At 64.0% G+C, this 19,226-nt stretch carries 19 protein-coding genes; 7 read left to right on the top strand and 12 right to left on the bottom strand.

Going from position 1 to position 19,226, the window contains the following annotated elements; all coding sequences use genetic code 11:
- From DCM79_RS31150 to DCM79_RS31125, 6 genes are all read right to left on the bottom strand, one after another.
- On the bottom strand, nucleotides 1-969 hold the full coding sequence (locus DCM79_RS31150) for a sugar kinase (protein ID WP_257177836.1): 969 nt from the start codon (nucleotides 967-969) through the stop codon (nucleotides 1-3).
- 23 nt (nucleotides 970-992) lie between these two features.
- Nucleotides 993-1,979, bottom strand: a complete 987-nt coding sequence (gene denD / locus DCM79_RS31145; protein WP_257177835.1) for a D-erythronate dehydrogenase — start codon at nucleotides 1,977-1,979, stop codon at nucleotides 993-995.
- 65 nt (nucleotides 1,980-2,044) lie between these two features.
- Nucleotides 2,045-2,968: a carbohydrate ABC transporter permease gene (locus DCM79_RS31140; protein WP_257177834.1), complete on the bottom strand. Its 924-nt coding sequence runs from the start codon at nucleotides 2,966-2,968 to the stop codon at nucleotides 2,045-2,047.
- 81 nt (nucleotides 2,969-3,049) lie between these two features.
- On the bottom strand, nucleotides 3,050-3,967 hold the full coding sequence (locus DCM79_RS31135; RefSeq protein WP_373568131.1) for a carbohydrate ABC transporter permease: 918 nt from the start codon (nucleotides 3,965-3,967) through the stop codon (nucleotides 3,050-3,052).
- 100 nt (nucleotides 3,968-4,067) lie between these two features.
- Complete coding sequence (locus tag DCM79_RS31130) at nucleotides 4,068-5,387, bottom strand: ABC transporter substrate-binding protein (RefSeq protein WP_257177832.1); 1,320 nt, start codon at nucleotides 5,385-5,387, stop codon at nucleotides 4,068-4,070.
- 45 nt (nucleotides 5,388-5,432) lie between these two features.
- Complete coding sequence (locus DCM79_RS31125) at nucleotides 5,433-6,500, bottom strand: ABC transporter ATP-binding protein (protein WP_028135762.1); 1,068 nt, start codon at nucleotides 6,498-6,500, stop codon at nucleotides 5,433-5,435.
- Between the two features lie 203 nt (nucleotides 6,501-6,703).
- Here DCM79_RS31125 and DCM79_RS31120 point away from each other — a divergent pair, with 203 nt between their 5' ends.
- The 7 genes from DCM79_RS31120 (at nucleotide 6,704) to DCM79_RS31090 (ending at nucleotide 13,120) form a co-directional block, all read left to right on the top strand.
- A complete protein-coding gene (locus DCM79_RS31120) occupies nucleotides 6,704-7,804 on the top strand; it encodes a LacI family DNA-binding transcriptional regulator (protein ID WP_194387836.1) in 1,101 nt (366 codons plus the stop codon).
- Between the two features lie 123 nt (nucleotides 7,805-7,927).
- Nucleotides 7,928-9,757 (top strand): IlvD/Edd family dehydratase, encoded by a 1,830-nt coding sequence (locus DCM79_RS31115; RefSeq protein WP_257177831.1) that lies wholly within the window; start codon nucleotides 7,928-7,930, stop codon nucleotides 9,755-9,757.
- Nucleotides 9,758-9,909: 152 nt separating this feature from the next.
- The gene (locus DCM79_RS31110) at nucleotides 9,910-10,641 is read left to right on the top strand and encodes an SDR family oxidoreductase (protein ID WP_257177830.1); all 732 of its coding nucleotides are present in this window, start codon (nucleotides 9,910-9,912) and stop codon (nucleotides 10,639-10,641) included.
- A gap of 18 nt (nucleotides 10,642-10,659) precedes the next feature.
- Nucleotides 10,660-11,406, top strand: a complete 747-nt coding sequence (locus DCM79_RS31105; RefSeq protein WP_257177829.1) for an SDR family NAD(P)-dependent oxidoreductase — start codon at nucleotides 10,660-10,662, stop codon at nucleotides 11,404-11,406.
- Between the two features lie 7 nt (nucleotides 11,407-11,413).
- A complete protein-coding gene (locus DCM79_RS31100) occupies nucleotides 11,414-11,806 on the top strand; it encodes a GFA family protein (RefSeq protein WP_257177828.1) in 393 nt (130 codons plus the stop codon).
- Between the two features lie 148 nt (nucleotides 11,807-11,954).
- The gene (locus DCM79_RS31095; protein ID WP_257180906.1) at nucleotides 11,955-12,635 is read left to right on the top strand and encodes a site-2 protease family protein; all 681 of its coding nucleotides are present in this window, start codon (nucleotides 11,955-11,957) and stop codon (nucleotides 12,633-12,635) included.
- 62 nt (nucleotides 12,636-12,697) lie between these two features.
- Nucleotides 12,698-13,120: a hypothetical protein gene (locus DCM79_RS31090; RefSeq protein WP_028135755.1), complete on the top strand. Its 423-nt coding sequence runs from the start codon at nucleotides 12,698-12,700 to the stop codon at nucleotides 13,118-13,120.
- Here DCM79_RS31090 and DCM79_RS31085 read toward each other — a convergent pair.
- The 6 genes from DCM79_RS31085 to DCM79_RS31060 form a co-directional block, all read right to left on the bottom strand.
- On the bottom strand, nucleotides 13,108-13,920 hold the full coding sequence (locus tag DCM79_RS31085; RefSeq protein ID WP_257177827.1) for an energy transducer TonB: 813 nt from the start codon (nucleotides 13,918-13,920) through the stop codon (nucleotides 13,108-13,110). The genes DCM79_RS31090 and DCM79_RS31085 overlap by 13 nt on opposite strands.
- A gap of 11 nt (nucleotides 13,921-13,931) precedes the next feature.
- A complete protein-coding gene (gene exbD, locus DCM79_RS31080; RefSeq protein WP_257177826.1) occupies nucleotides 13,932-14,390 on the bottom strand; it encodes a TonB system transport protein ExbD in 459 nt (152 codons plus the stop codon).
- A 3-nt stretch (nucleotides 14,391-14,393) separates the two neighbouring features.
- A complete protein-coding gene (exbB, locus tag DCM79_RS31075) occupies nucleotides 14,394-15,338 on the bottom strand; it encodes a tonB-system energizer ExbB (protein WP_257177825.1) in 945 nt (314 codons plus the stop codon).
- On the bottom strand, nucleotides 15,335-16,024 hold the full coding sequence (locus DCM79_RS31070) for a Fe2+-dependent dioxygenase (RefSeq protein ID WP_257177824.1): 690 nt from the start codon (nucleotides 16,022-16,024) through the stop codon (nucleotides 15,335-15,337). Before DCM79_RS31070 ends, exbB begins: the two co-directional genes overlap by 4 nt.
- A gap of 2 nt (nucleotides 16,025-16,026) precedes the next feature.
- Nucleotides 16,027-18,429, bottom strand: a complete 2,403-nt coding sequence (locus tag DCM79_RS31065; RefSeq protein ID WP_257180905.1) for a TonB-dependent siderophore receptor — start codon at nucleotides 18,427-18,429, stop codon at nucleotides 16,027-16,029.
- Nucleotides 18,430-18,651: 222 nt separating this feature from the next.
- Nucleotides 18,652-18,891, bottom strand: a complete 240-nt coding sequence (locus DCM79_RS31060) for a hypothetical protein (RefSeq protein ID WP_028135749.1) — start codon at nucleotides 18,889-18,891, stop codon at nucleotides 18,652-18,654.
- Between the last annotated feature and the right edge of the window lie 335 nt (nucleotides 18,892-19,226).

The raw sequence follows: 19,226 nt of genomic DNA, 5'->3' as shown, positions 1-19,226 counted from the left end.
TCACTTGGTCGCTTGACGCGAGACCGGCGGCCGGTGCCGCTTCTTCGGCGGCATGGCATAGCCCGGAATGATGGCGCCGGGATAGCAGATCACGACGCTGGCGAGGCGATGCCCGGCCTGAGCGGCCTCGACCGGATCGGAACCGGCGAGCCGGGCGGCAATGTAGGCGGCGGCAAAGCTGTCGCCGGCCGCGGTGGTGTCGACGACCGGCTTGGACATCGGTTCGGCGCGGACCTCGCTCGTACCGCCGGGGAAGCGCAGCAGGCTGACCGGCTCGGCGAGGCGGAACACCAACTCGGGCGCCGGAATGCGCGCCATCAGCTGGTCGTTGCTCTCGCCGGGATAGAGCGCGAGCAGATCCTCGGTCGAGGTCAGCACGATGTCGGCGACCGCAAACGCCGACGCGAACACCTCCCGCGCGATGTCGCGGTCCGGCCATCCCCGCGCACGGAAATTGGTGTCGAACACGAAGCGGGTGCCGAGCAGGCGCGCACGCCTGATCGCCGCGAACAGGCGCTCGCGCCCCGGCGCATCGTAGATCGAGAGCGTGATCGCGGAGAGATAGACGATGTCGTAGCTCATCAGCGAGTTGAGCAGCTCGTCGGTCTCCGGCAGGTTCATCAGCTGGCGCGCCGCCGCGCTGTCGCGCCAGTGAAAGAACTGGCGCTCGCCCTTGGCATCGAGCTGGATCATGTAGAGGCCGGGCAGCTTGCCGGCCAGCCGCACGACGCGCCTCGTGCCGACGCCTTCGCTCATCCAGGCCGCGATCATCTCGTCGCTCAGGGCATCGTCGCCGAGCGCGGTGAGATAGTCGACCTTGACCTCGAGCCGCGCCAGATAGACGGCAGTGTTGAGGGTATCGCCGCCGAAGCCGCGTGAATAAAGCCCGCCCCCCTGCCCGGCGGACGCGCCGCCCTGCGCCTGCCGGAGCTCGACCATGCATTCGCCGATGCAAGCAACGCTCGCCATCACCAGGCCCGCTCAGTCAGAGATCAGGCGACGAAATTGCCGCCGAGCTCGTCTTCGATATGAATGCGGATGATATCGTCGAAGGTCTTCTCGGCGGTGGTGAAGCCGAGCTCGAGCGCCCGCTTCGGGCTGAAATTGCGCGGCCAGCCGCCGACGATGCCGACGATGAAGGGATCGGGCTCGCGCTTGATGCGGGCGGCGACCTTCTCGCCGGCCACGCGCTTCAGGGCCGCGATCTGCTCGCCGACCGTGGCCGACAGGCCCGGCATGGTCAGGTTGCGGCGCGGGCCGACGGCGGCGAGATCCATGGTGCCGGCATGGAGCAGGAAGCCGACGGCCGAGCGCGGCGTGGCGTGCCAGTGACGGACATCCTCGGACACCGGGAGCACCGCTTCCTTGCCGGCCAGCGGCTCGCGCAGGATGTTGGAGAAGAAGCCGGAGGCCGCCTTGTTGGGCAGGCCGGGCCGGATGCAGATGGTCGGCAGGCGGATGCCGATGCCGTCGAGGAAGCCGCGACGGGAATAGTCGGCCAGCAGCAATTCGCCGATCGCCTTCTGCGTGCCGTAGCTGAGCAGCGGGGTGTGGAAGAACTCGTCGCCGATCGCATCCGGGAACGGCGCGCCGAACACCGCGATCGAGGACGTGAACACCACGCGCGGCTTGTAGCCGCCGCCAACGAGCCTGATCGCATCGAGCAGCATCCGCGTGCCGTCGAGATTGATGCGGTAGCCCTTGTCGAAATCGAGCTCGGCTTCGCCGGAGACGATCGCAGCCAGATGGAAGATCACGTCCGGACGGCCGGCGATCAGCTTCTCGGCGGCGCCCGGCACGGCGAAATCGCCCGACATCGTCTCGACGGGGAAACCGGCCTTCTCCGGCGGCTTCGGCTCGACCACGTCATGCATGGTCAGCTTCGCGATGTCGCTGTTGCCGAGCCGACCGTCGCGCAGCAGCCGTTCACAGAGTTTGCGGCCGACCATGCCGGCGGCGCCCAGAACCAGAATGTGCAAGAGCTCAACTCCTTGTCATTGGCCGGAGCGCGCCGCTCCTGGCGCGCACTCGGCAAAGCCCGCGATCATTCCTTCACGGCGCCGGTCATCGCGGACACATAATGCTCCACGAAGAAGGCGTAAAGGATGACGAGCGGCAGCGAGCCGGCCAGGGCTCCCGCCATCAGCGAGCCCCAGCGGTAGATGTCGCCGTCCACGAACTCGTTGACGATCGCGACCGGCACCGTCTTGTTGCTGGTCGACTGCAGGAACGTCAACGCGTAGATGAACTCGTTCCAGCACAGCGTGAAGCAGAAGATGAAAGCCGAGATCAGGCCGGGGATGGCGAGCGGCAGCACGATCTTGATCAGGATCTGCCAGCGGCTCGCCCCGTCGATCAGCGCGCATTCCTCGAGCTCGAACGGGATGGTCTTGAAATAGCCCATCAAGAGCCAGGTCGAGAACGGGATCAGGATGGTCGGATAGGTCAGGATCAGCGCCAGCGGCGAGTCGAACAGGCCGTACTGAAACACGACGGTGGCGAGCGGGATGAACAGGATCGACGGCGGCACCAGGTAGGCGAGGAAGATCAGCCCGCCGACCAGATTGGCACCCTTGTAGCGCAGGCGCACGATAGCGTAGGCAGCCAGCACCGAGGCGATGATCGAGAGAATGGTGGCGCAGATCGCCACGTACATCGTGTTCCAGAGCCAGTACGGATAGTAGCTCTCGAACAACAGCTTGTGGAAGTGCTTGAAGGTCGGGTTCCAGGTCCAGAACGGGTTGTACTTGTCGAGGTCGAGCAACTGCTCGTCCGGCTTCACCGAGGTCAGCGCCATCCAGTAGAACGGAAACAGGAGGACCACGACGATGATTGCGAGCGGCAGGTACAGCGTCACGAGCCGGCGCGGCACCGACTGCAGGTAGCTCATGCCTTCGCTGTTATCGACCCGCGCGGACGCCGACAGGACGCCCTTGAGATCGACCTTGGCGGCGGGAAGATCAGTCATTGTTCTCTCCCTGTTGCCACTTGCGGCAGCGCGCGCGGGGCTTGCCCCGTTCGCGCAAAAGAGACGGAAACAGTGCGGAGATCAGTCATTGTTCTCCCCCTGTTGCCACTTGCGGCGCTGCAGGCCGAACCAGGACACCATGATCGCAGCGAGCAGGAACGGAATCATGGCACTGGAGATCGCCGCACCCTCGCCGAGCTGCCCGGCGATGATCGCGCGCTGATAGGACAGCGTCGCCATCAGATGGGTGGCATTGACCGGGCCGCCGCGCGTCATCGCCCAGATCAGCTGGAAGTCGGTGAAGGTGAACAGCACCGAGAAGGTCATCACGACGGCGATGATCGGGGTCAGCAGCGGATAGGTGATGTAGCGGAAATTCTGCCAGCGCGTCGCGCCGTCGAGCGTCGCGGCCTCATAGAGCGACGGCGACACCGTCTGCAGGCCGGCGAGCAGCGTGATCGCCACGAACGGCACGCCGCGCCAGATGTTGGCGAAGATCACGCAGATGCGTGCCCAGGTCGTGTCGCCGAGGAAGTTGATGTTCTGATCGATCAGGCCGAGATGCCTCAGCGACCAGGAGATGATCGAGAATTGCGAATCGAAGATCCACCAGAACGCCAACGCCGAGAGCACCGTCGGCACGATGAAGGGGATCAGGACCATCGCACGCAGCATCGCCTTGAACGGCATGTTCTCGTTCAGCAGCAGCGCGAGATAGAGCCCGATCGCGAATTTGAGGGCACTGGCGATGAAGGTGTAGAGCAGCGTGTTGAACACCGACAGCCAGAAGATGGAATCGTCCCACAGCCACTCATAATTCTCGGTAGCGACGAACTGCCCGACCCTGCCGATGCGGGTGTCGGTGAAGGACAGCCAGATGCCAAGCCCCAGCGGATAGGCCAGGAAGAAGATCAGGAAGGCCATGGCCGGCACCATGAACCAGAAGCCGAGCCAGTTGCGGTTGTGTTTGAGCTGGATCCAGGCGCTGTCCTCGCTCATCTGAGGCTTGGCCCGGGGAATTGCGACATCAGCCATGCCCGATATCCCTGATCGAAATGTTGACGAGCGGGCGGCACGACGGCCGCCCGCTCCGTGATGCCTAGCGATAGATGCGCTTCAGCTGGCGCTCGGCTTCCGCCATCGCGCCCTTCACATCCTTGGTGCCGGTGCAGTAATTGGCGAACATGTCGACGACGATGAAGTCGGCGATGGCCGTTGCCGCCTTTTCGCCGACCGTGCCGATGCCGGAGGCCGGCAGCGTGCGCTTGGAGGCCTGCGAGAACACCTCGTTCTTGGGATCGGCCTTCCAGATCGGCGCCGATTCGTAGGCGTTCAGGGTCTGGGTCAGATAGCCCTGCGCGCCGTCAAGCCACTTCTCGTAGTTCTCCTTCTCCAGCATGAAAGCGACGAAGGCCTTCGCCGCGTTCGGATATTTGGTGAAGTTGAAAGCGAGGATCGGCAGCGCCAGCTGCAGCTCGGTCGGCTTGCCGACCGGTCCGACCGGCCAGAGCGCGTGATAGGTATCCTCGGCGAGCTCCTTCTTGCTCGCATCGGTCTTGGCGGCGACGTAGATCGAGATGCCGTTGGCCGTGCAATAGAGCTCGCCGGCGAGGAACGCCTTGTTGTTGGAGGAATCGTTCCAGGACGCGGTGCCCGGGATGAACGCGTCGTAAAGCGCCTTGCAATATTCCAGCGCCTTCGCCGTCTCCGGCGAATTGATGACGATCTTGTCGTTCTGGTCGACCGTGTAGGCGCCGTGGCCCCACAGCACCCAGTGCAGCCACGAATTGCCGTCGCCCGAGGCATGGCCGAGGGCGAAGCCGGCCGGCGTGTTGTTCTTCTTCAGGGCCTTGCACATCTCGAGGAAGCCCGGGAAGTCCTTCGGGAATTCCTTGAAGCCGGCCTTGTCGAGCGCCGACTTGCGGTACGTCATGTAGCCGCCGTTGGTCGCGACGGGGATGCCGAGCCAGTCGTTGCCCTGCTTGCAGGTCTTGGCGGCCGCATCGGTCCAACCGCCGTATTTCTTGCCGAGATAATCGGCGACGTCGTTCATCTTCAGCACTTTGGTCGGGAACAGCTGCGGCAGCGTGTGCAGGCCCCAGGCGAGGTCGAGCCCCGAGCCGGTATTGGCCGCAACCGAGGCCTTCGGCTGCACGTCCTCGAAGGATTCGCTGAACACGTTCATCTCGGTGCCGGTCGCGGCCTTGAACGCCGCCACCATCTGGTTGAACGCATCGTCTTCCGCAGGCACGAAGCGCTTCCAGCGCATCACGGTCAGCTTGGCGCCCGGTTCGGCCTTCCAGGGCGCGCTCTGCGCCCAGGCCTTGGCGAAGTCGAACAGCGCCGGCCCGGTGAGCATGCCGGTCGCAGCCAATGCCGTTCCGCCTTGAAGCAGCGTGCGGCGGGTAAAGTCTTGCATGTCGTCCTCCCTGTGATGCTTTTATTATCTTAAGTAAAACTCACATTACGCGTTCAGGCGTTTTCCCGTCGCCTCGTCGAACAAGTGCACCAGCGACGGATCCGGCTTCAGCCGGATCTTGTCGCCCGGATTGAACTGGTGACGCTCGCGGAAGACTGCGACGACCTGCTCGCCGCCGATCTTGGCGAAGACCTGCGTCTCCGAGCCGGTCGGCTCGACCACGATGATCTCCGCTTCGGCGCCGTCGTCGGCGATGGTGAAATGCTCGGGCCGCACGCCGTAGACCGCAGGACGGCCGTCGGACGCCGCGGGCGCGGTCTTGAGCGGCAGCTTGACGCCATTCGGCCCCTCGAAGCTCGCGACACCGTTGACGCGCACATGCCCCTTCAGGAAGTTCATCGCGGGCGAGCCGATGAAGCCGGCGACGAACTGGTTGTCGGGCTTGTCGTAGAGCTCGAGCGGCGTACCCATCTGCTCGACGATACCGTCATGCATGACGACGATCTTGTCGGCCATGGTCATGGCCTCGATCTGGTCGTGGGTGACGTAGACGGTCGTCGTCTTCAGCCGCTGGTGCAGCTCCTTGATCTCCGTGCGCATGGCGACGCGCAGCTTGGCGTCGAGGTTCGACAAGGGCTCGTCGAACAGGAAGACCTGCGGGTCGCGCACGATGGCACGGCCCATCGCGACGCGCTGGCGCTGGCCGCCGGAGAGCTGGCGCGGATAGCGATCGAGCAGCGGCGCCAGCGCGAGGATCTCGGCGGCGCGCTTGACGCGCTTATTGATCTCGTCGGCGCTCGCGTTCCGCAGCTTGAGCGAGAAGCCCATATTGTCGGCGACGGTCATGTGCGGATAGAGCGCGTAGTTCTGGAACACCATCGCAATGTCCCGCTCCTTTGGCTGGACATTGTTGACGACGCGGTCGCCGATCGAGATCGTGCCGGAGGTGATGTTCTCGAGACCGGCGAGCATGCGCAGAAGCGTCGACTTGCCGCAGCCGGAAGGGCCGACCAAGACGACGAACTGCCCATCCTCGATCGGTACGGTCACGCCGTGCAGGACTTCAAAATTGCCGAACGATTTCCGCACGTCGCGGATTTGCACAGACGACATCTAGCTCCCTCCTCGATAGTCCACGACGGCCCTTGGCGCCGCGACCGTCTTGTTTTTTCAGACTTCGCCGAACGAAGCCCGACCGTAGCGGGCAACATTGTCGGCAGTTTGTGCGGTTTTGGCAATTTCTCTTTGGTTAGTCGCTGCTGGTAGCGCTGTCAACGTTCCTTTGTTTGCGGGACTGACTGTGTTAAGAGCAGCAAATGGGTCGAAAACGCACCAAGTCAGGCAAAATCCGGCTGGCGGAAGTCGCCGAGCTTGCCGGCGTCAGCCCGATTACAGCGTCCCGCTTCTTTCGTAATCCGGAGGCCCTGTCGGTCGCCAAGCGGACGCGGGTGGAGAGCGCGGCCAAGGAGCTCGGCTACGTCCCGAACCTTGCGGCACGCGCGCTGGCCTCGCAACGCACCGAGGTCATCGGTGTCTTGATCCCTTCCCTCACCAATAACGTGTTCTCGGACGTGCTGCGCGGCATCTATGACGCGTCAGAGGGCAGCCGTTACTCGATCCAGTTGTCCAACACCCGCTACAGCATTCTCCAGGAAGAGAAGTTGCTGCGCCTGTTTCTGGCGCAGAAGCCGGCCGGGCTGATCGTCACCGGCATCGACCAGACCGCCGAGTCCCGCGCGATGCTGGAAGCCGCGGACTGCCCGATCGTGCAGATCATGGAGATCGGGCCGGATCCGGTCGACATGATGATCGGCTTTTCGCACTATGATGCAGCCCGCGCGGCGGTTGCGCACCTGTTCGAGCAAGGTCACCGCAGGATCGGCTTCGTCGGTGCGCGCATGGACCCGCGGGTGCAGCGGCGGCTGGACGGATATGTCTCGGCCATGAAGGACGCCGGACTGTTCGAGCAGCGCCTCGTCGTCACGACGGCCACGCCGACTTCGGTGACGCTCGGCGGAGCCCTGTTCACCGATCTCCTGGCGCGGGAGCCCGACATCGATGCGGTGTTCTGCGCCAATGACGACCTCGCGCTCGGCGTGCTGTTCGAATGCCGGCGCCGGGAGATCGCAGTCCCCGGGCAGATCGCGATCGTCGGCTTCAACGACCTCGAATTCATGGCCTCCGCCGTCCCTACCCTCACCAGCATCCGCACCAACCGCTACGAGATGGGAAAGACGGCTGCCACCATGCTGATCAACGCGATCGAAGGGCGGCGCCCGGAGCAGCCGGTGCTCGATCTCGGCTTCAAGGTGATCGAGCGTCAAAGCTCGTTGGCACGACGTTCGGACAGCAGGCCAGCCGTTTCCGGCGCGGGCGCGGCGAACAAAATGATAGCGTTACCAAGTAGCCACGACTAGTATCGGACTCGTGAGGAAACGACCCGCCAGCCGGGAAGGCAGATCATCGCTCGCGCCGTTGGGCATCGCACATGCCAACACCATGAGACGGACGCCAGTGCGTTTGCATTGCAGGAGAAACCAATGACAAAGAAACCAACCAATGGGCATGCCGCCGGCAGCAACGGTTCTCGCCGCCACCTTCGCTCGCAGGAATGGTTCAACAACCCGCACAATCCGGGCATGACCGCGCTCTACATGGAGCGGTACCTGAATTACGGCCTCACCCGTGCCGAGTTGCAGTCGGGCAAGCCGATCATCGGCATCGCCCAGACCGGCAACGACCTCTCTCCCTGCAACCGCCACCACATCGAGCTCGCCCATCGCGTCCGCGAGGGCATCCGCGAAGCCGGCGGCATCGCGATGGAATTCCCGACCCACCCGATCCAGGAGACCGGCAAGCGCCCGACCGCGGCGCTCGACCGCAACCTCGCCTATCTCGGCCTGGTCGAGATCCTCTATGGCTATCCGCTCGACGGCGTCGTGCTCACCACCGGCTGCGACAAGACCACGCCGGCCTGCATGATGGCGGCGGCCACCGTGAACCTGCCCGCGATCGTGCTGTCGGGCGGCCCGATGCTGAACGGCTGGCACAATGGCGAGCGCACCGGCTCCGGCACCATCGTATGGAAATCGCGCGAGCGGCTCGCGGCCGGCGAGATCGACTATGAAGAGTTCATGGAGATCGTGGCCTCCTCGGCGCCCTCGGTCGGCCATTGCAACACGATGGGCACCGCCTCGACCATGAACGGGCTTGCCGAAGCGCTCGGCTTCTCGCTGCCGGGCTGTGCGGCGATCCCCGCCCCCTATCGCGAGCGCGGCCAGATCGCCTACGAGACCGGAAAGCGCATCGTCGAGATGGTCTGGGAAGACCTGAAGCCCTCGGACATCCTGACCCGCAAGGCGTTCGAGAACTGCATCGTGATCAACTCGGCCATCGGCGGCTCGACCAACGCGCCGATCCACATCAACGCCCTGGCCCGCCACATCGGCGTCGAGCTCTCGATCGAGGACTGGCAGAAAGTCGGCCACGACGTGCCCCTGCTCGTCAACATGCAGCCGGCCGGCTTCTATCTCGGCGAGGAATTCCACCGCGCCGGCGGCGTGCCGGCGGTGGTGCGCGAACTGATGAAGCACAAGCGCATCCATGAGGACGCGGTCACGGTCAACGGCCGCGGCATCGGCGAGAACTGTAAGAATGCGCCGGCGCCCGACAACGACGTGATCTGGGCTTACGACAAGCCGCTGGTGAAGGATGCCGGCTTCCTGGTGCTGAAGGGCAATCTGTTCGATTCCGCGATCATGAAGACCAGCGTGATCTCCAAGGAATTCCGCGACCGCTATCTCAGCAACCCGAAGGACCCCAACGCCTTCGAGGGCCGCGCCATCGTGTTCGAAGGGCCTGAAGACTATCACGCGCGGATCGACGATTCCTCGCTCGACATTGACGAGCACTGCGTGCTGTTCATCCGCGGCACCGGTCCGATCGGCTACCCCGGCGGCGCCGAGGTCGTGAACATGCAGCCGCCGGCAGCATTGATCAAACGCGGCATCCTGTCCCTGCCCTGCATCGGCGACGGCCGGCAGTCCGGCACGTCGGGCTCGCCCTCCATCCTCAATGCTTCGCCGGAAGCCGCCGCCAATGGCGGTCTTGCGATCCTGAAGACCGGAGACAAGGTGCGTATCGACCTCAACAAGGGCAGCGCCAACATCATGATCTCGGACGAGGAGCTGAAGAAGCGCCATGCCGAGCTCAGGGCCAATGGCGGCTTCAAGCATCCGCCGAACCAGACGCCCTGGCAGGAGATCTACCGCAACACCGTCGGCCAGCAGTCGACGGGTGCCTGCATGGAGCTTGCCACGCGTTATCAGAACGTCGCCGGCACGTTTGGCGTGGCGCGGGATAATCACTGACTTCTGTCATTCCGGGGCGCGACGCAGTCGCGAGCTACGATGCGCACTTGCGCATCTGAGAATCCATAACCGCGATCGGGAGTATGGATTCCGGGCCTGCGCCCGACGGCGCATCCCGGAATGACGAAACCACTTCAAAGGAGTGAACAAAAATGGCAGACCGCCTCAAGGGTAAGCGCGCCGTCGTCACGGCTGCTGCGGCAGGCATCGGGCGCGCATGCGCCATCGCATTCGCGCGCGAAGGCGCAACCGTGATCGCCACCGACATCAACGAGGCCGGAATCGCGAGCCTGACCAAGGAAGGCATCGCCGAGGTCGCCAGGCTCGACGTCCGCAACACCGCCGACGTCAACGCCTTTGCCAAGCGCGTCGGCAAGATCGACATCCTGCTCAACGCGGCGGGCTTCGTGCACCACGGCACCATCCTGGAATGCTCGGAAGAGGATTTCGACTTTTCGTTCGACCTCAACGTCAAATCGATGCACCGGACCATCAAGGCCTTCCTGCCCGACATGATCGCGGGCGGCGGCGGCAGCATCGTCAACATCTCGTCCTGCGCGGCCTTACGGCCGCCGGCCAATCGCTATGTCTACAGCTCGTCGAAGGCGGCAGTGTCGCTGCTGTCGCGCGCGGTCGCGCTCGACTTCATCACCAAGGGCATCCGCTGCAACTCGATCTGCCCCGGTACCGTCGAGACCCCTTCGATGCTCGACCGCGCCGCCGCGCAAGGACCGCAGGGCAAGGAGATGTTCATCTCCCGCCAGAAGATGGGCCGGCTCGGCACCGCCGAGGAGATCGCGTCCATGGCGGTCTATCTCGGCAGCGACGAGAGCGCCTTCACCACCGGCGTCGATCTGGTCGTCGACGGCGGCTACATGCTCTGACGCTCGGGAGCAGATCTCATGAACAAGATCGATCTCAACGGCCGCATCGCCATCGTCACGGGCGGTGCGCAGGGCTTTGGCCGCGCCATCACCGAGCGTTTCGTCGCCTCCGGTGCCAAGGTCGCGATCTGGGATTTCGATGCCGCGCTCGCCGAGAAGACCGCAAAGGAGATCGGCGACAACGTCCGCGTGTTCAAGGTCGACGTCACCGACACCGCGGCTGTCGAGCAGGCCCGCGATGCGACGCTGGCCGCCTTCGGCAAGATCGACATCCTCGTCAACAATGCCGGCATCGCCGGAATCAACAAGCCGGTCTGGGAGACCGACCTCGAGGAATGGCGCAAGGTCCTGCGCATCAACCTCGACGGCCCCTTCATCGTCTGCAAGGCGATCGTGCCCGCGATGCTCGCGCAGAAGTACGGGCGCATCGTCAACATCGCCTCGATCGCCGGCAAGGAAGGCAATCCGAACGCGGCGCATTATTCGGCCTCCAAGGCCGGCCTGATCGCGCTGACGAAATCGCTCGGCAAGGAGCTCGCGGCGCACGACATCCTCGTCAACGCGGTGACCCCGGCGGCGGCCAAGACTGCGATCTTCGACCAGATGACGCAGCAGCATATCGACTTCATGCTGTCGAAGATCCCCAAGGGGCGCTTTGTGCTGGTGGAAGAGCTGGCCGCGATGGTGAGCTGGCTGGCCTCGGAGGACTGCGCGTTCTCGACCGGCGCGGTGTTCGACATTTCGGGCGGGCGCGCAACTTATTGAGGATATCATGATCCGGGAAGGTGGATGCCTGTGCGGCGCGGTGCGGTTCAAGGCAGAGGGCGAACCGCTCAACGTCCGCATCTGCCATTGCCGCATCTGTCAGAAGGCGATGGGCTCGCCCTTCTTCGCTAGGGCGCAGTTCGACCAGCGTGCGCTGACCGTCGACGGCGACGCGGAGCGCTACGCTTCCTCGGAGAACATCGACCGGGTGTTCTGCAAGCGCTGCGGCACCCGCCTGTTCGCCTGGCGGCGCAACGGCACGCTTGCCGGCGTGTCCCTCTCCGTTTTCGACGATCGCAACGCCTTCGCGCCGACCGAGCACATCTGGGTGGCGGAAAAGCCCGCCTGGCTGAAGCTCGATGACGGCTTGGTGCAACATCCGGGGACGATACCCGCGTAAGCCCGCATGGACGGCGTTGCGACTCCGGGGCCGCCGTCATCAGCAGCGTGGCATTTCTGGACCGGCCACCCTATGTTGCGCTGAAGCGCTGCTGCACCGCCGGTTCGGCTGGTCTGCAAGGCCGCAGGCTAACCGGGATCAACGAGCCGTGAACATTTCCCTTTATGAGCTTTCCGTCTGGGTGCTGCCACTGCTGCTCGCCATCACCTTTCATGAGGCTGCGCACGCATTCGTCGCGGACCGGCTCGGCGACAACACGGCCGCGCAGCTCGGGCGGGTCAGCTTCAATCCTGTCAGGCACATCGATCCGTTCGGCACCCTGATCCTGCCGGCGATGCTGTTGTTCGCGCATTCGCCGTTCCTGTTCGGCTATGCCAAGCCGGTGCCGGTGAACTTCCGCAAGCTGAACAACCCGAGGCTCGACATGGTCTGGGTGGCGCTGGCAGGGCCTGCCACCAACATCCTGCTGGCGCTGGTCGCCGCCTTCGCCTTCCATGCACTGCCCCTGGTGCCGGCGAGCTCGGCGAAATGGGTTGCCGACAACCTCAAGAACGCCCTCATCATCAACGCGATCCTGGCGGTCTTCAACATGATGCCGATCCCGCCGCTCGATGGCGGGCGCGTTGCGGTCGGGCTGTTGCCCCGCCCGCTTGCGTTGCCCCTGGCGCGGCTCGAGCCGTTCGGGATGCTGATCCTGATCGGGCTATTGATCTTGCTGCCCCTTGCGGGTTCCCAGTTCGGTCTAAATCTTGATGTTATTTCAGTAATACTGCGGACGTTGACCGGGCATGTGATTCAGGCTGTTCTCTTCCTGACCGGCAACGCGTAGTTGACGAACGACACCGAACACAAGCCGAAGGGCCAGAGGTCGACTTGGTCAAAGCTGCCGATATGCTGATCGCGCGACGCGCCGACACCCGTGCCCGCGCCGATTTCGCCACCTGGAAGATGATGGCCAAGCTCAACGGGGCGTCCGCTTTGCCCCCGGAGGCCCAGGAATTCCTGGCGAGCTATCAGAACCTGCTGGCGCAGATGAGCGAGGGCGAGGCCACCGAGGCCACCATCGGTGCGATCTACAAGGCCTATTATGCCGAGATGGGCGGCGCGGGAACTGCGCCCGACGTCCGCCCTCGCGCGGCCGAGCCGGCGGCGGACAATGTTACCGCCTTCCGCCGCCCCCCACCCGCGCCGAAGAGGTCCGCTTCCTTCGGGGCGGCGGCATTCGCCGGTCCCCAGAAACGACCGCTTCCGGTGGCGTTGATCTTCGCGTGCCTGGTCGTGGTCTATGTCGGGATCCGGCTCTACTGGCGCTGAGCGGTCTTCTTCTTTTTCGCGTCCGGCGGCGTGAAGATGATATCGACGGTCCGCTCGAACCGGTCCTCGGTCAAGCCGGCGGGCGGCTGCGGAATGGGATCGGACTTGCGGACGATCGAGACCGCGGCCGCATCGTAGGCGGCGTCCCCGGACGATTCCACGACATCCACCGACAGCACGTTGCCCTTCCGGTTGATCGCGAAGCTTACCTTGACCTTCTGATTGTTGGGATGTTTGCCTTCCGGATTGATCTTGTGCAGCGACAGATGCGCGCTGATCTTGCGGTTCCAATCGGCGGTCAGCTTCAGGACATCCTTGCCGATGCCGATGACGGGCGCCAGCGCCTTCTCGGCCTCGCGCGCATCCTCCTCGAGGGTCTGCCGTGCCGTGGCAACCGATTTCGGCGAGGCTTCGGCGGCCGGCGTTTCGACCGCCTGAATCTTCGGATCGTCTTCCGTCGGCTTCTTCGCGTTGTTCTCGGTCACGACGCGGTCGGGATCCTCGACCTCCTGCGGCTGATCCTTCGGAAGCTCCGTCTCCTGGGTCTCGGCCTTTTGCTCGGGAAGCGCCTGCTGCTCTTGCATCGCTTCGCTGTCCGGCCCGGGCGGCAGATCGGTCTCAGGCGCCTTGGGCGATGCCATCTCCACGGCGAACTCGGCGCCGTTCGCACCCAGGCCATCGCCGTCGTCGTCGGCGCGCAGATGCGCCAGCGCGAGCGCAGCGCCGCCCAGATGCAGCGCCAGCGCCGCCACTGCGGCCAGGATCCAGAGCTTGCGGGATGGTCTGGGTTCGTCCGACATAGCGGGCCTTCTCAAGGCTGGGCGGCGCCGGCCGCAGGCGCGCCCGGCGCGCCTTCCAGCGCCACCAGCTTCACCCGCGTATAGCCGCCTGAGCGCAACAGCTCCATGACCCCCATCAACTCCCCATACGGTACCGACTTGTCGGCACGCAGGAACACGTACCTATCCTTGCTCATGTCCGACAAGCCGTCGAGCGTCCCGATCAACTCGGCCCGATGGACCGGGTTCTCTCCGATCGCAAGCGTCAGATCGGGCTTGATGCTGAGATAGGTCGGCTTGTCCGGCTTCTTCTGCGGCGTCGCGCTGGACGTCGGCAGATCGATCGGCAGGTCGACCGTGGAGAGCGGGGCTGCGACCATGAAGATGATCAGCAGCACCAGGATGACGTCGATGAAAGGCGTGACGTTGATGTCATGCGTTTCGGAGAAATCGTCGTCTTCGCCGTCATTGTCTGCGAGCGAAACGCCCATGGTTCACTCCGCTGCGCGCGAATGCACGCTGCCGTGGCTGCGGTCGAGATCGCGCGAGAGCAGCCGTCCAGCCGCCCCCGAGGCGCGGCTGACGAGCTCGAGATAGCCCTTCGTCACGCGCGAAAAGTGGTTGTAGATGATGACGGCGGGGATCGCCGCGACGAGGCCGATCGCGGTGGCGAGCAGCGCCTCGGCGATGCCGGGCGCGACGACGGCGAGGTTCGTGGTCTGCGACTTCGAGATGCCGATGAAGCTGTTCATGATGCCCCAGACCGTGCCGAACAGGCCGACGAAGGGCGACGTGGAGCCGATGGTCGCGAGCACGCCCATGCCGATCCGGATACGGCGCGCCTCGGCGCGCACGATCTCGGAAAAGCTGGAGGCCGCGCGCTCCTTGATACCGGCATCGCTGGACAAGCCGGCCGACATCCGGGCCTCGCGCAGGGCCGCCGCCAGGAAGGACGACAGCACGCCCTGCTTCGGGCCGAGCGCCATCTGCGCTTCGGCCAGGGAGCGCGTCTCGGCGATCTTCTTCAGGGCCGAGCGAAGCCTGCTGGAAGCAACCGACAGCTCGATCGACTTGGCGATGAAGACGGTCCAGGTCATCAGCGATGCGAAGGCGAGCCCGATCATCACCGCCTTCACGATGACGTCGGCCGACATGAACATGACCCAGGGCGAGAGCTCCTTCATCGCCGGCGCCACAGCGGAGGTCTCGGACTTTGCGGGCGCCGGCGCGGCGGCCACGGGCGGGGCTGCCGGCGCGGTCGCCGTCGAAGCCGCAGGTGGTGCAGCCGCCGGGGACGGGCTGGCCACGGGCGGCTGAGATGCCTGCTGCGCTGCGGCCGAGGGCGGGGTCTGCGTCTGGGCGGAAACAGGGGTCGCGAGCCAAGCGGCCGTCAGGATGACGGCTGCGGCAAGGCTTGCTTGGAAGGTCATGGTCTTCATACTTCGGCCCAGTAGCGAATGAGGTTGTGATAGATACCCGTCAATTTGACCGTTTCGGGATCGTCACGCCCGAGCCGTTCCACCAGCGCCTGTATCGCGGTGTCGAGGTCGAAGATCATGCTCCGGGCTTGGTCGTCCCGTATCATGCTCTGAAGCCAGAAGAAAGACGCAACCCGCGTTCCCCGCGTCACGGGGGTGACGAGATGCAGGCTGGTCGAGGGATAGAGCACACAATCGCCGGCCGGCAATTTGACTTCGTGCGAGCCGTAGGTGTCCTCGATCACAAGTTCGCCACCATCGTACTCTTCCGGCTCAGCGAGGAACAGCGTCACCGACAGGTCTGTGCGAATGCGCAGGCCGGTCAGACGGTCGCCGCGGATCGCGTTGTCGACATGCAGGCCGAAATGATGGCCGCTGCTCGCCGCATAGCGGTTGAACAGCGGCGGAAAGATCTGGAGCGGAACAGCCGCCGCAATGAAGCGCGGATTGGACGTCAGCGCCGAGATGATGCGATTGCCGAGCTTGCGCGCGACCTCGCTGTCCGGCGGCAATTGCTCGTTGCGCTTGACCATGGCCGACTGCGCGCCCGCGGTGGAACGCCCGTCCTCCCATTCGCTGGCGTCCATGATGCGGCGGAAATCCGTCACATCATCCTTGCCGAGAACGCCTGGCAGGCACGTCAACATGATCAGAACTTCGCTGTGGTCACGACATAGAACGCCCTTCCCGGCGCCACCGCCACGAAAGGAACTGCGCTGCGATAGAACGAGTCGTAATAGAGCTTGTTGGTCAGGTTCTGCGCGTAGAACTTCATGGTCCAGTTCTTGTCGATCTTCTTCTCGACGAACGCATCGAAGCGCCAATAGCTCGGCAGCTCGTTGGTGTTGGCCGCGAACGTGCCGCCATAGACCTTGGAACGGTACACCGCCTGGCCGCCAAGCTCCCAGCCGTCGTCGAACTTGTACTTGGTCAGCATGCTGAACGATTGATGGGCAATGTTGGCCAGTTGCAGCCCGAGATTCGAAGCAACGCCGCTCTGCGTGACCTTGGACTGCATCAGCACCAGGCCGCCGAAGATGCTCCAGCGATCGGTGATCTTGCCCTCGGCTTCGATGTCGATGCCCTGGATCCTGTAGGCAGCGCCCGAGGTCAGCAGACCGTTGACGGTCTCGCGCGCGTTGTCCTTGGTGGTCTGGAACAGCGCACCGGTGACCAGCAGGTGGCGATCGGCAAGCTCCCATTTGGTGCCGAGTTCGATCGCCTTGTTGCGCTCGGGCCCGAGCAAGATGGTCGAGTTGGCGGGAACGCCGCCGTACTCGGTGCCGGTCGCGTCGAGCTCCGAGCCGAACGGATTGGCCGAGGTTGCGTAGGCGCCATAGATGCTGCCGATCGACATCGGCTTGTAGACCAGCCCGACGTTGTAGTTCACCAGATCGGAGCTCTGCTTCACATATTGCGGACCGTTGTTCGACGCGCTCTGGCTGTAGCCGTCGTAGCGCACGCCGCCGTTGACGATGACCGTGTCCTGCCAGTTCGCGGTGTCCATGACATACACGCTGGTCGTGTTGACGCCATAGCGCGTCGGATTGCCCATCAGCGACGGTATGCCGAAGGGAATGTAGGTGTATTGCGGGGCGTAGAGATTGACGCCCGTCACCGCGCCATTGCTGGTAAACGCGGAACCGGACAGTTCGGAGGCGAGGCCGGCATAGCGATCGATCGAAATGTTCTCGTTCGAATATTCGACCCCGAACACCGCCGTGTGCTTGACCCCGCCGGTGTCGAGCTTGAACGTGGCCTCGTTCTGGTTGGCCCACACGTCCACGTTCTGGTAGCGGCTCTGCGCGCTCGCCGTCGTGGTCCAGAGCAGGGGATTGGGACTGGTGGTGTTCGGATTCTGCGGCAACGTGCCGATATAGTTGAGCAGCGAGTGCTCGCCGCGCACCTTGCTGGTCAGCGTAATGGCCTCGTTGACCTTGTACTCGATGATGCCGGTGCCGAAATCCTGCCGCGCGGTCTGGAAATCGCGGTTGAGGAAGCCGTACCAGTTTTGACGCGGAATGCCGGCCGAGGTCACCGGCACGTTGCCCTGCCTGTAGTAAGGCACGCCGAAATCCGGATAACCGCTGAGGTCGGTGTGGACGTAGTTCGTGGTGATCTTGATGTCGTTGGTCGGCGTGTACTTGGTCGAGATGAAGCTGCCCCAGCGATTGTCGGTCACGTGGTCGCGGCCGGCGACGTTGGCGTCCTGGAACAGACCGCCGGCACGAACCGAGAAGGTCGGATCGATGACCTGGTTGACGTCGAGCGTGACGCGCTTGGTCATGTCGGTGCCGAATTCAGAGTCCACGCGCTGGAAGTTGCGATTGCCGGCCTGCTTGGTGACGATGTTGATGGCGCCACCGGCAGTGCCGCGGCCGGCGTAGGACGATGCCGGCCCGCGCAGGATCTCGATCTGCTCAGTGAAGAAGTTCTCGCGAATGGACACGGCGGGATCGCGGATGCCGTCGATGAAGACGTCGTTGCGCGCGTCGAAGCCGCGGATGAAGAAACGGTCTCCGAACGCGTTGCCACCCTCACCCGAGCCCAGCGTCACGCCCGCAGTCGAGCGGCCGACCTCCTTCAGGGTCGTGGCGTTCTTGTCCTCCAGCACTTCCTTGCTGAGCACCGTGATGGATTTCGGCGTATTCAGCATCTTCTCGGGAAACTTGCCCGAGGCCTGGACGTGGTCGACCTTGTAGGGCGCGGCCGGATCGGCATAGGGATTGCCGTCGGGAGCGCCAGACGGCGTCGTCGGCGCCGTCTGTTGCGCCGCCTGCTCGCGTTGCGCGGCGCGGCGAATCGCGTTGCGGGCGCGGACCTGCTCCGGCGAGGGCTTCGATGCCGTCGGACGCGGCCGCTCGATCGGTGCGTCGACCGTCACCGGCGGCAGGTTCGACTGCTGCGCCTGCGCGCCGCTCGACACCGATGCCGCTGCGATCAAGCTCGCAACCGCTGAAACCTTCTTACCGGAAACGCCCGCGAATTTCTCATCCACCAGATCGAATGCTGCGACCGAACGCAACGACTTCGGTGCGACCACCTGCCCCATTACCAAACGCCCCATCTTCCTGTTCGCTCATTCTCTTCGGCGAACAACGAGCGTTGGTATCGGCCGCAAAATAGCGGGTCAATGCGAGCACCTCGCAAGAACCCTTGAATCGATCCAGATCAAAACAATTCTAAACTACAGTTTGAAACCGTTCTAAATTACGATTGGACTCGTTCTAAGAAACGCGCCGCTCGCCGCGCAATCGCAGCCTCCCTCACAGCATCAATCGCTGCTTGGCGGCTTCATCAGCGAAAACAATTCGTCGACGGTTTTCTGCGCGACGGCGCGCACGCGATCAGTACTGTCCATGCCCGCGATGTTGATACCGTTCACCACCGCTTTGATCTCGTCGCGGAAGTCGGTGAGGAAGCGCAAGGGATCGCGCTGCTCGTTGGCCACCCGCGCGATCAATCCCGTGATCAGAATCTGACACGCGATCAGCTTGCCGTTCAATTCATCCATGCTGCGCTCCATTGGTGGCGGCGCCGATATGAATGATGCCGAAATTGCTGACAACCCAAACGGCGTCCGCGCGATTTAGAACCGTTCTTGTCAGTCGCACGAGCGGGGTCGGCTGCGCCGTCGGCTCGAGCACACCGTCTGCGGGTGTCGTCCAAGAAGTATCGTCTGAGACTTGCCGCCGATCGACCCGCCCGAGAAAATGCAGCACTGCACAGTGCCGCGCCAGCGCACTGCCCACACGGTGCAAAGCTTTCCAATTGTTTAGGATTATCAACGGATAGTGCTGTTTACACTGGAACTTGGCGTGTATTATACAACGCGCTGGAACCCTGCGA

Origin of the sequence: Bradyrhizobium sp. WBOS07 (assembly GCF_024585165.1) — a bacterium.
GTDB lineage: Bacteria > Pseudomonadota > Alphaproteobacteria > Rhizobiales > Xanthobacteraceae > Bradyrhizobium > Bradyrhizobium japonicum_B.
This window is presented reverse-complemented; position numbering and strand designations above follow the sequence as displayed.

Excerpts from the sequence above, each read along its gene's own strand:
- DCM79_RS31150 (WP_257177836.1), bottom strand. The coding sequence starts at position 969 with ATGGCGAGCGTTGCTTGCATCGGCGAATGCATGGTCGAGCTCCGGCAG.
- DCM79_RS31140 (WP_257177834.1), bottom strand. The coding sequence starts at position 2,968 with ATGACTGATCTTCCCGCCGCCAAGGTCGATCTCAAGGGCGTCCTGTCG.
- DCM79_RS31135 (WP_373568131.1), bottom strand. The coding sequence starts at position 3,967 with ATGAGCGAGGACAGCGCCTGGATCCAGCTCAAACACAACCGCAACTGG.
- DCM79_RS31130 (WP_257177832.1), bottom strand. The coding sequence starts at position 5,387 with ATGCAAGACTTTACCCGCCGCACGCTGCTTCAAGGCGGAACGGCATTG.
- DCM79_RS31125 (WP_028135762.1), bottom strand. The coding sequence starts at position 6,500 with ATGTCGTCTGTGCAAATCCGCGACGTGCGGAAATCGTTCGGCAATTTT.
- DCM79_RS31120 (WP_194387836.1), top strand. The coding sequence starts at position 6,704 with ATGGGTCGAAAACGCACCAAGTCAGGCAAAATCCGGCTGGCGGAAGTC.
- DCM79_RS31115 (WP_257177831.1), top strand. The coding sequence starts at position 7,928 with ATGACAAAGAAACCAACCAATGGGCATGCCGCCGGCAGCAACGGTTCT.
- DCM79_RS31110 (WP_257177830.1), top strand. The coding sequence starts at position 9,910 with ATGGCAGACCGCCTCAAGGGTAAGCGCGCCGTCGTCACGGCTGCTGCG.
- DCM79_RS31105 (WP_257177829.1), top strand. The coding sequence starts at position 10,660 with ATGAACAAGATCGATCTCAACGGCCGCATCGCCATCGTCACGGGCGGT.
- DCM79_RS31100 (WP_257177828.1), top strand. The coding sequence starts at position 11,414 with ATGATCCGGGAAGGTGGATGCCTGTGCGGCGCGGTGCGGTTCAAGGCA.
- DCM79_RS31090 (WP_028135755.1), top strand. The coding sequence starts at position 12,698 with ATGCTGATCGCGCGACGCGCCGACACCCGTGCCCGCGCCGATTTCGCC.
- DCM79_RS31085 (WP_257177827.1), bottom strand. The coding sequence starts at position 13,920 with ATGTCGGACGAACCCAGACCATCCCGCAAGCTCTGGATCCTGGCCGCA.
- exbD (WP_257177826.1), bottom strand. The coding sequence starts at position 14,390 with ATGGGCGTTTCGCTCGCAGACAATGACGGCGAAGACGACGATTTCTCC.
- exbB (WP_257177825.1), bottom strand. The coding sequence starts at position 15,338 with ATGAAGACCATGACCTTCCAAGCAAGCCTTGCCGCAGCCGTCATCCTG.
- DCM79_RS31070 (WP_257177824.1), bottom strand. The coding sequence starts at position 16,024 with ATGTTGACGTGCCTGCCAGGCGTTCTCGGCAAGGATGATGTGACGGAT.
- DCM79_RS31065 (WP_257180905.1), bottom strand. The coding sequence starts at position 18,429 with ATGGGGCAGGTGGTCGCACCGAAGTCGTTGCGTTCGGTCGCAGCATTC.
- DCM79_RS31060 (WP_028135749.1), bottom strand. The coding sequence starts at position 18,891 with ATGGATGAATTGAACGGCAAGCTGATCGCGTGTCAGATTCTGATCACG.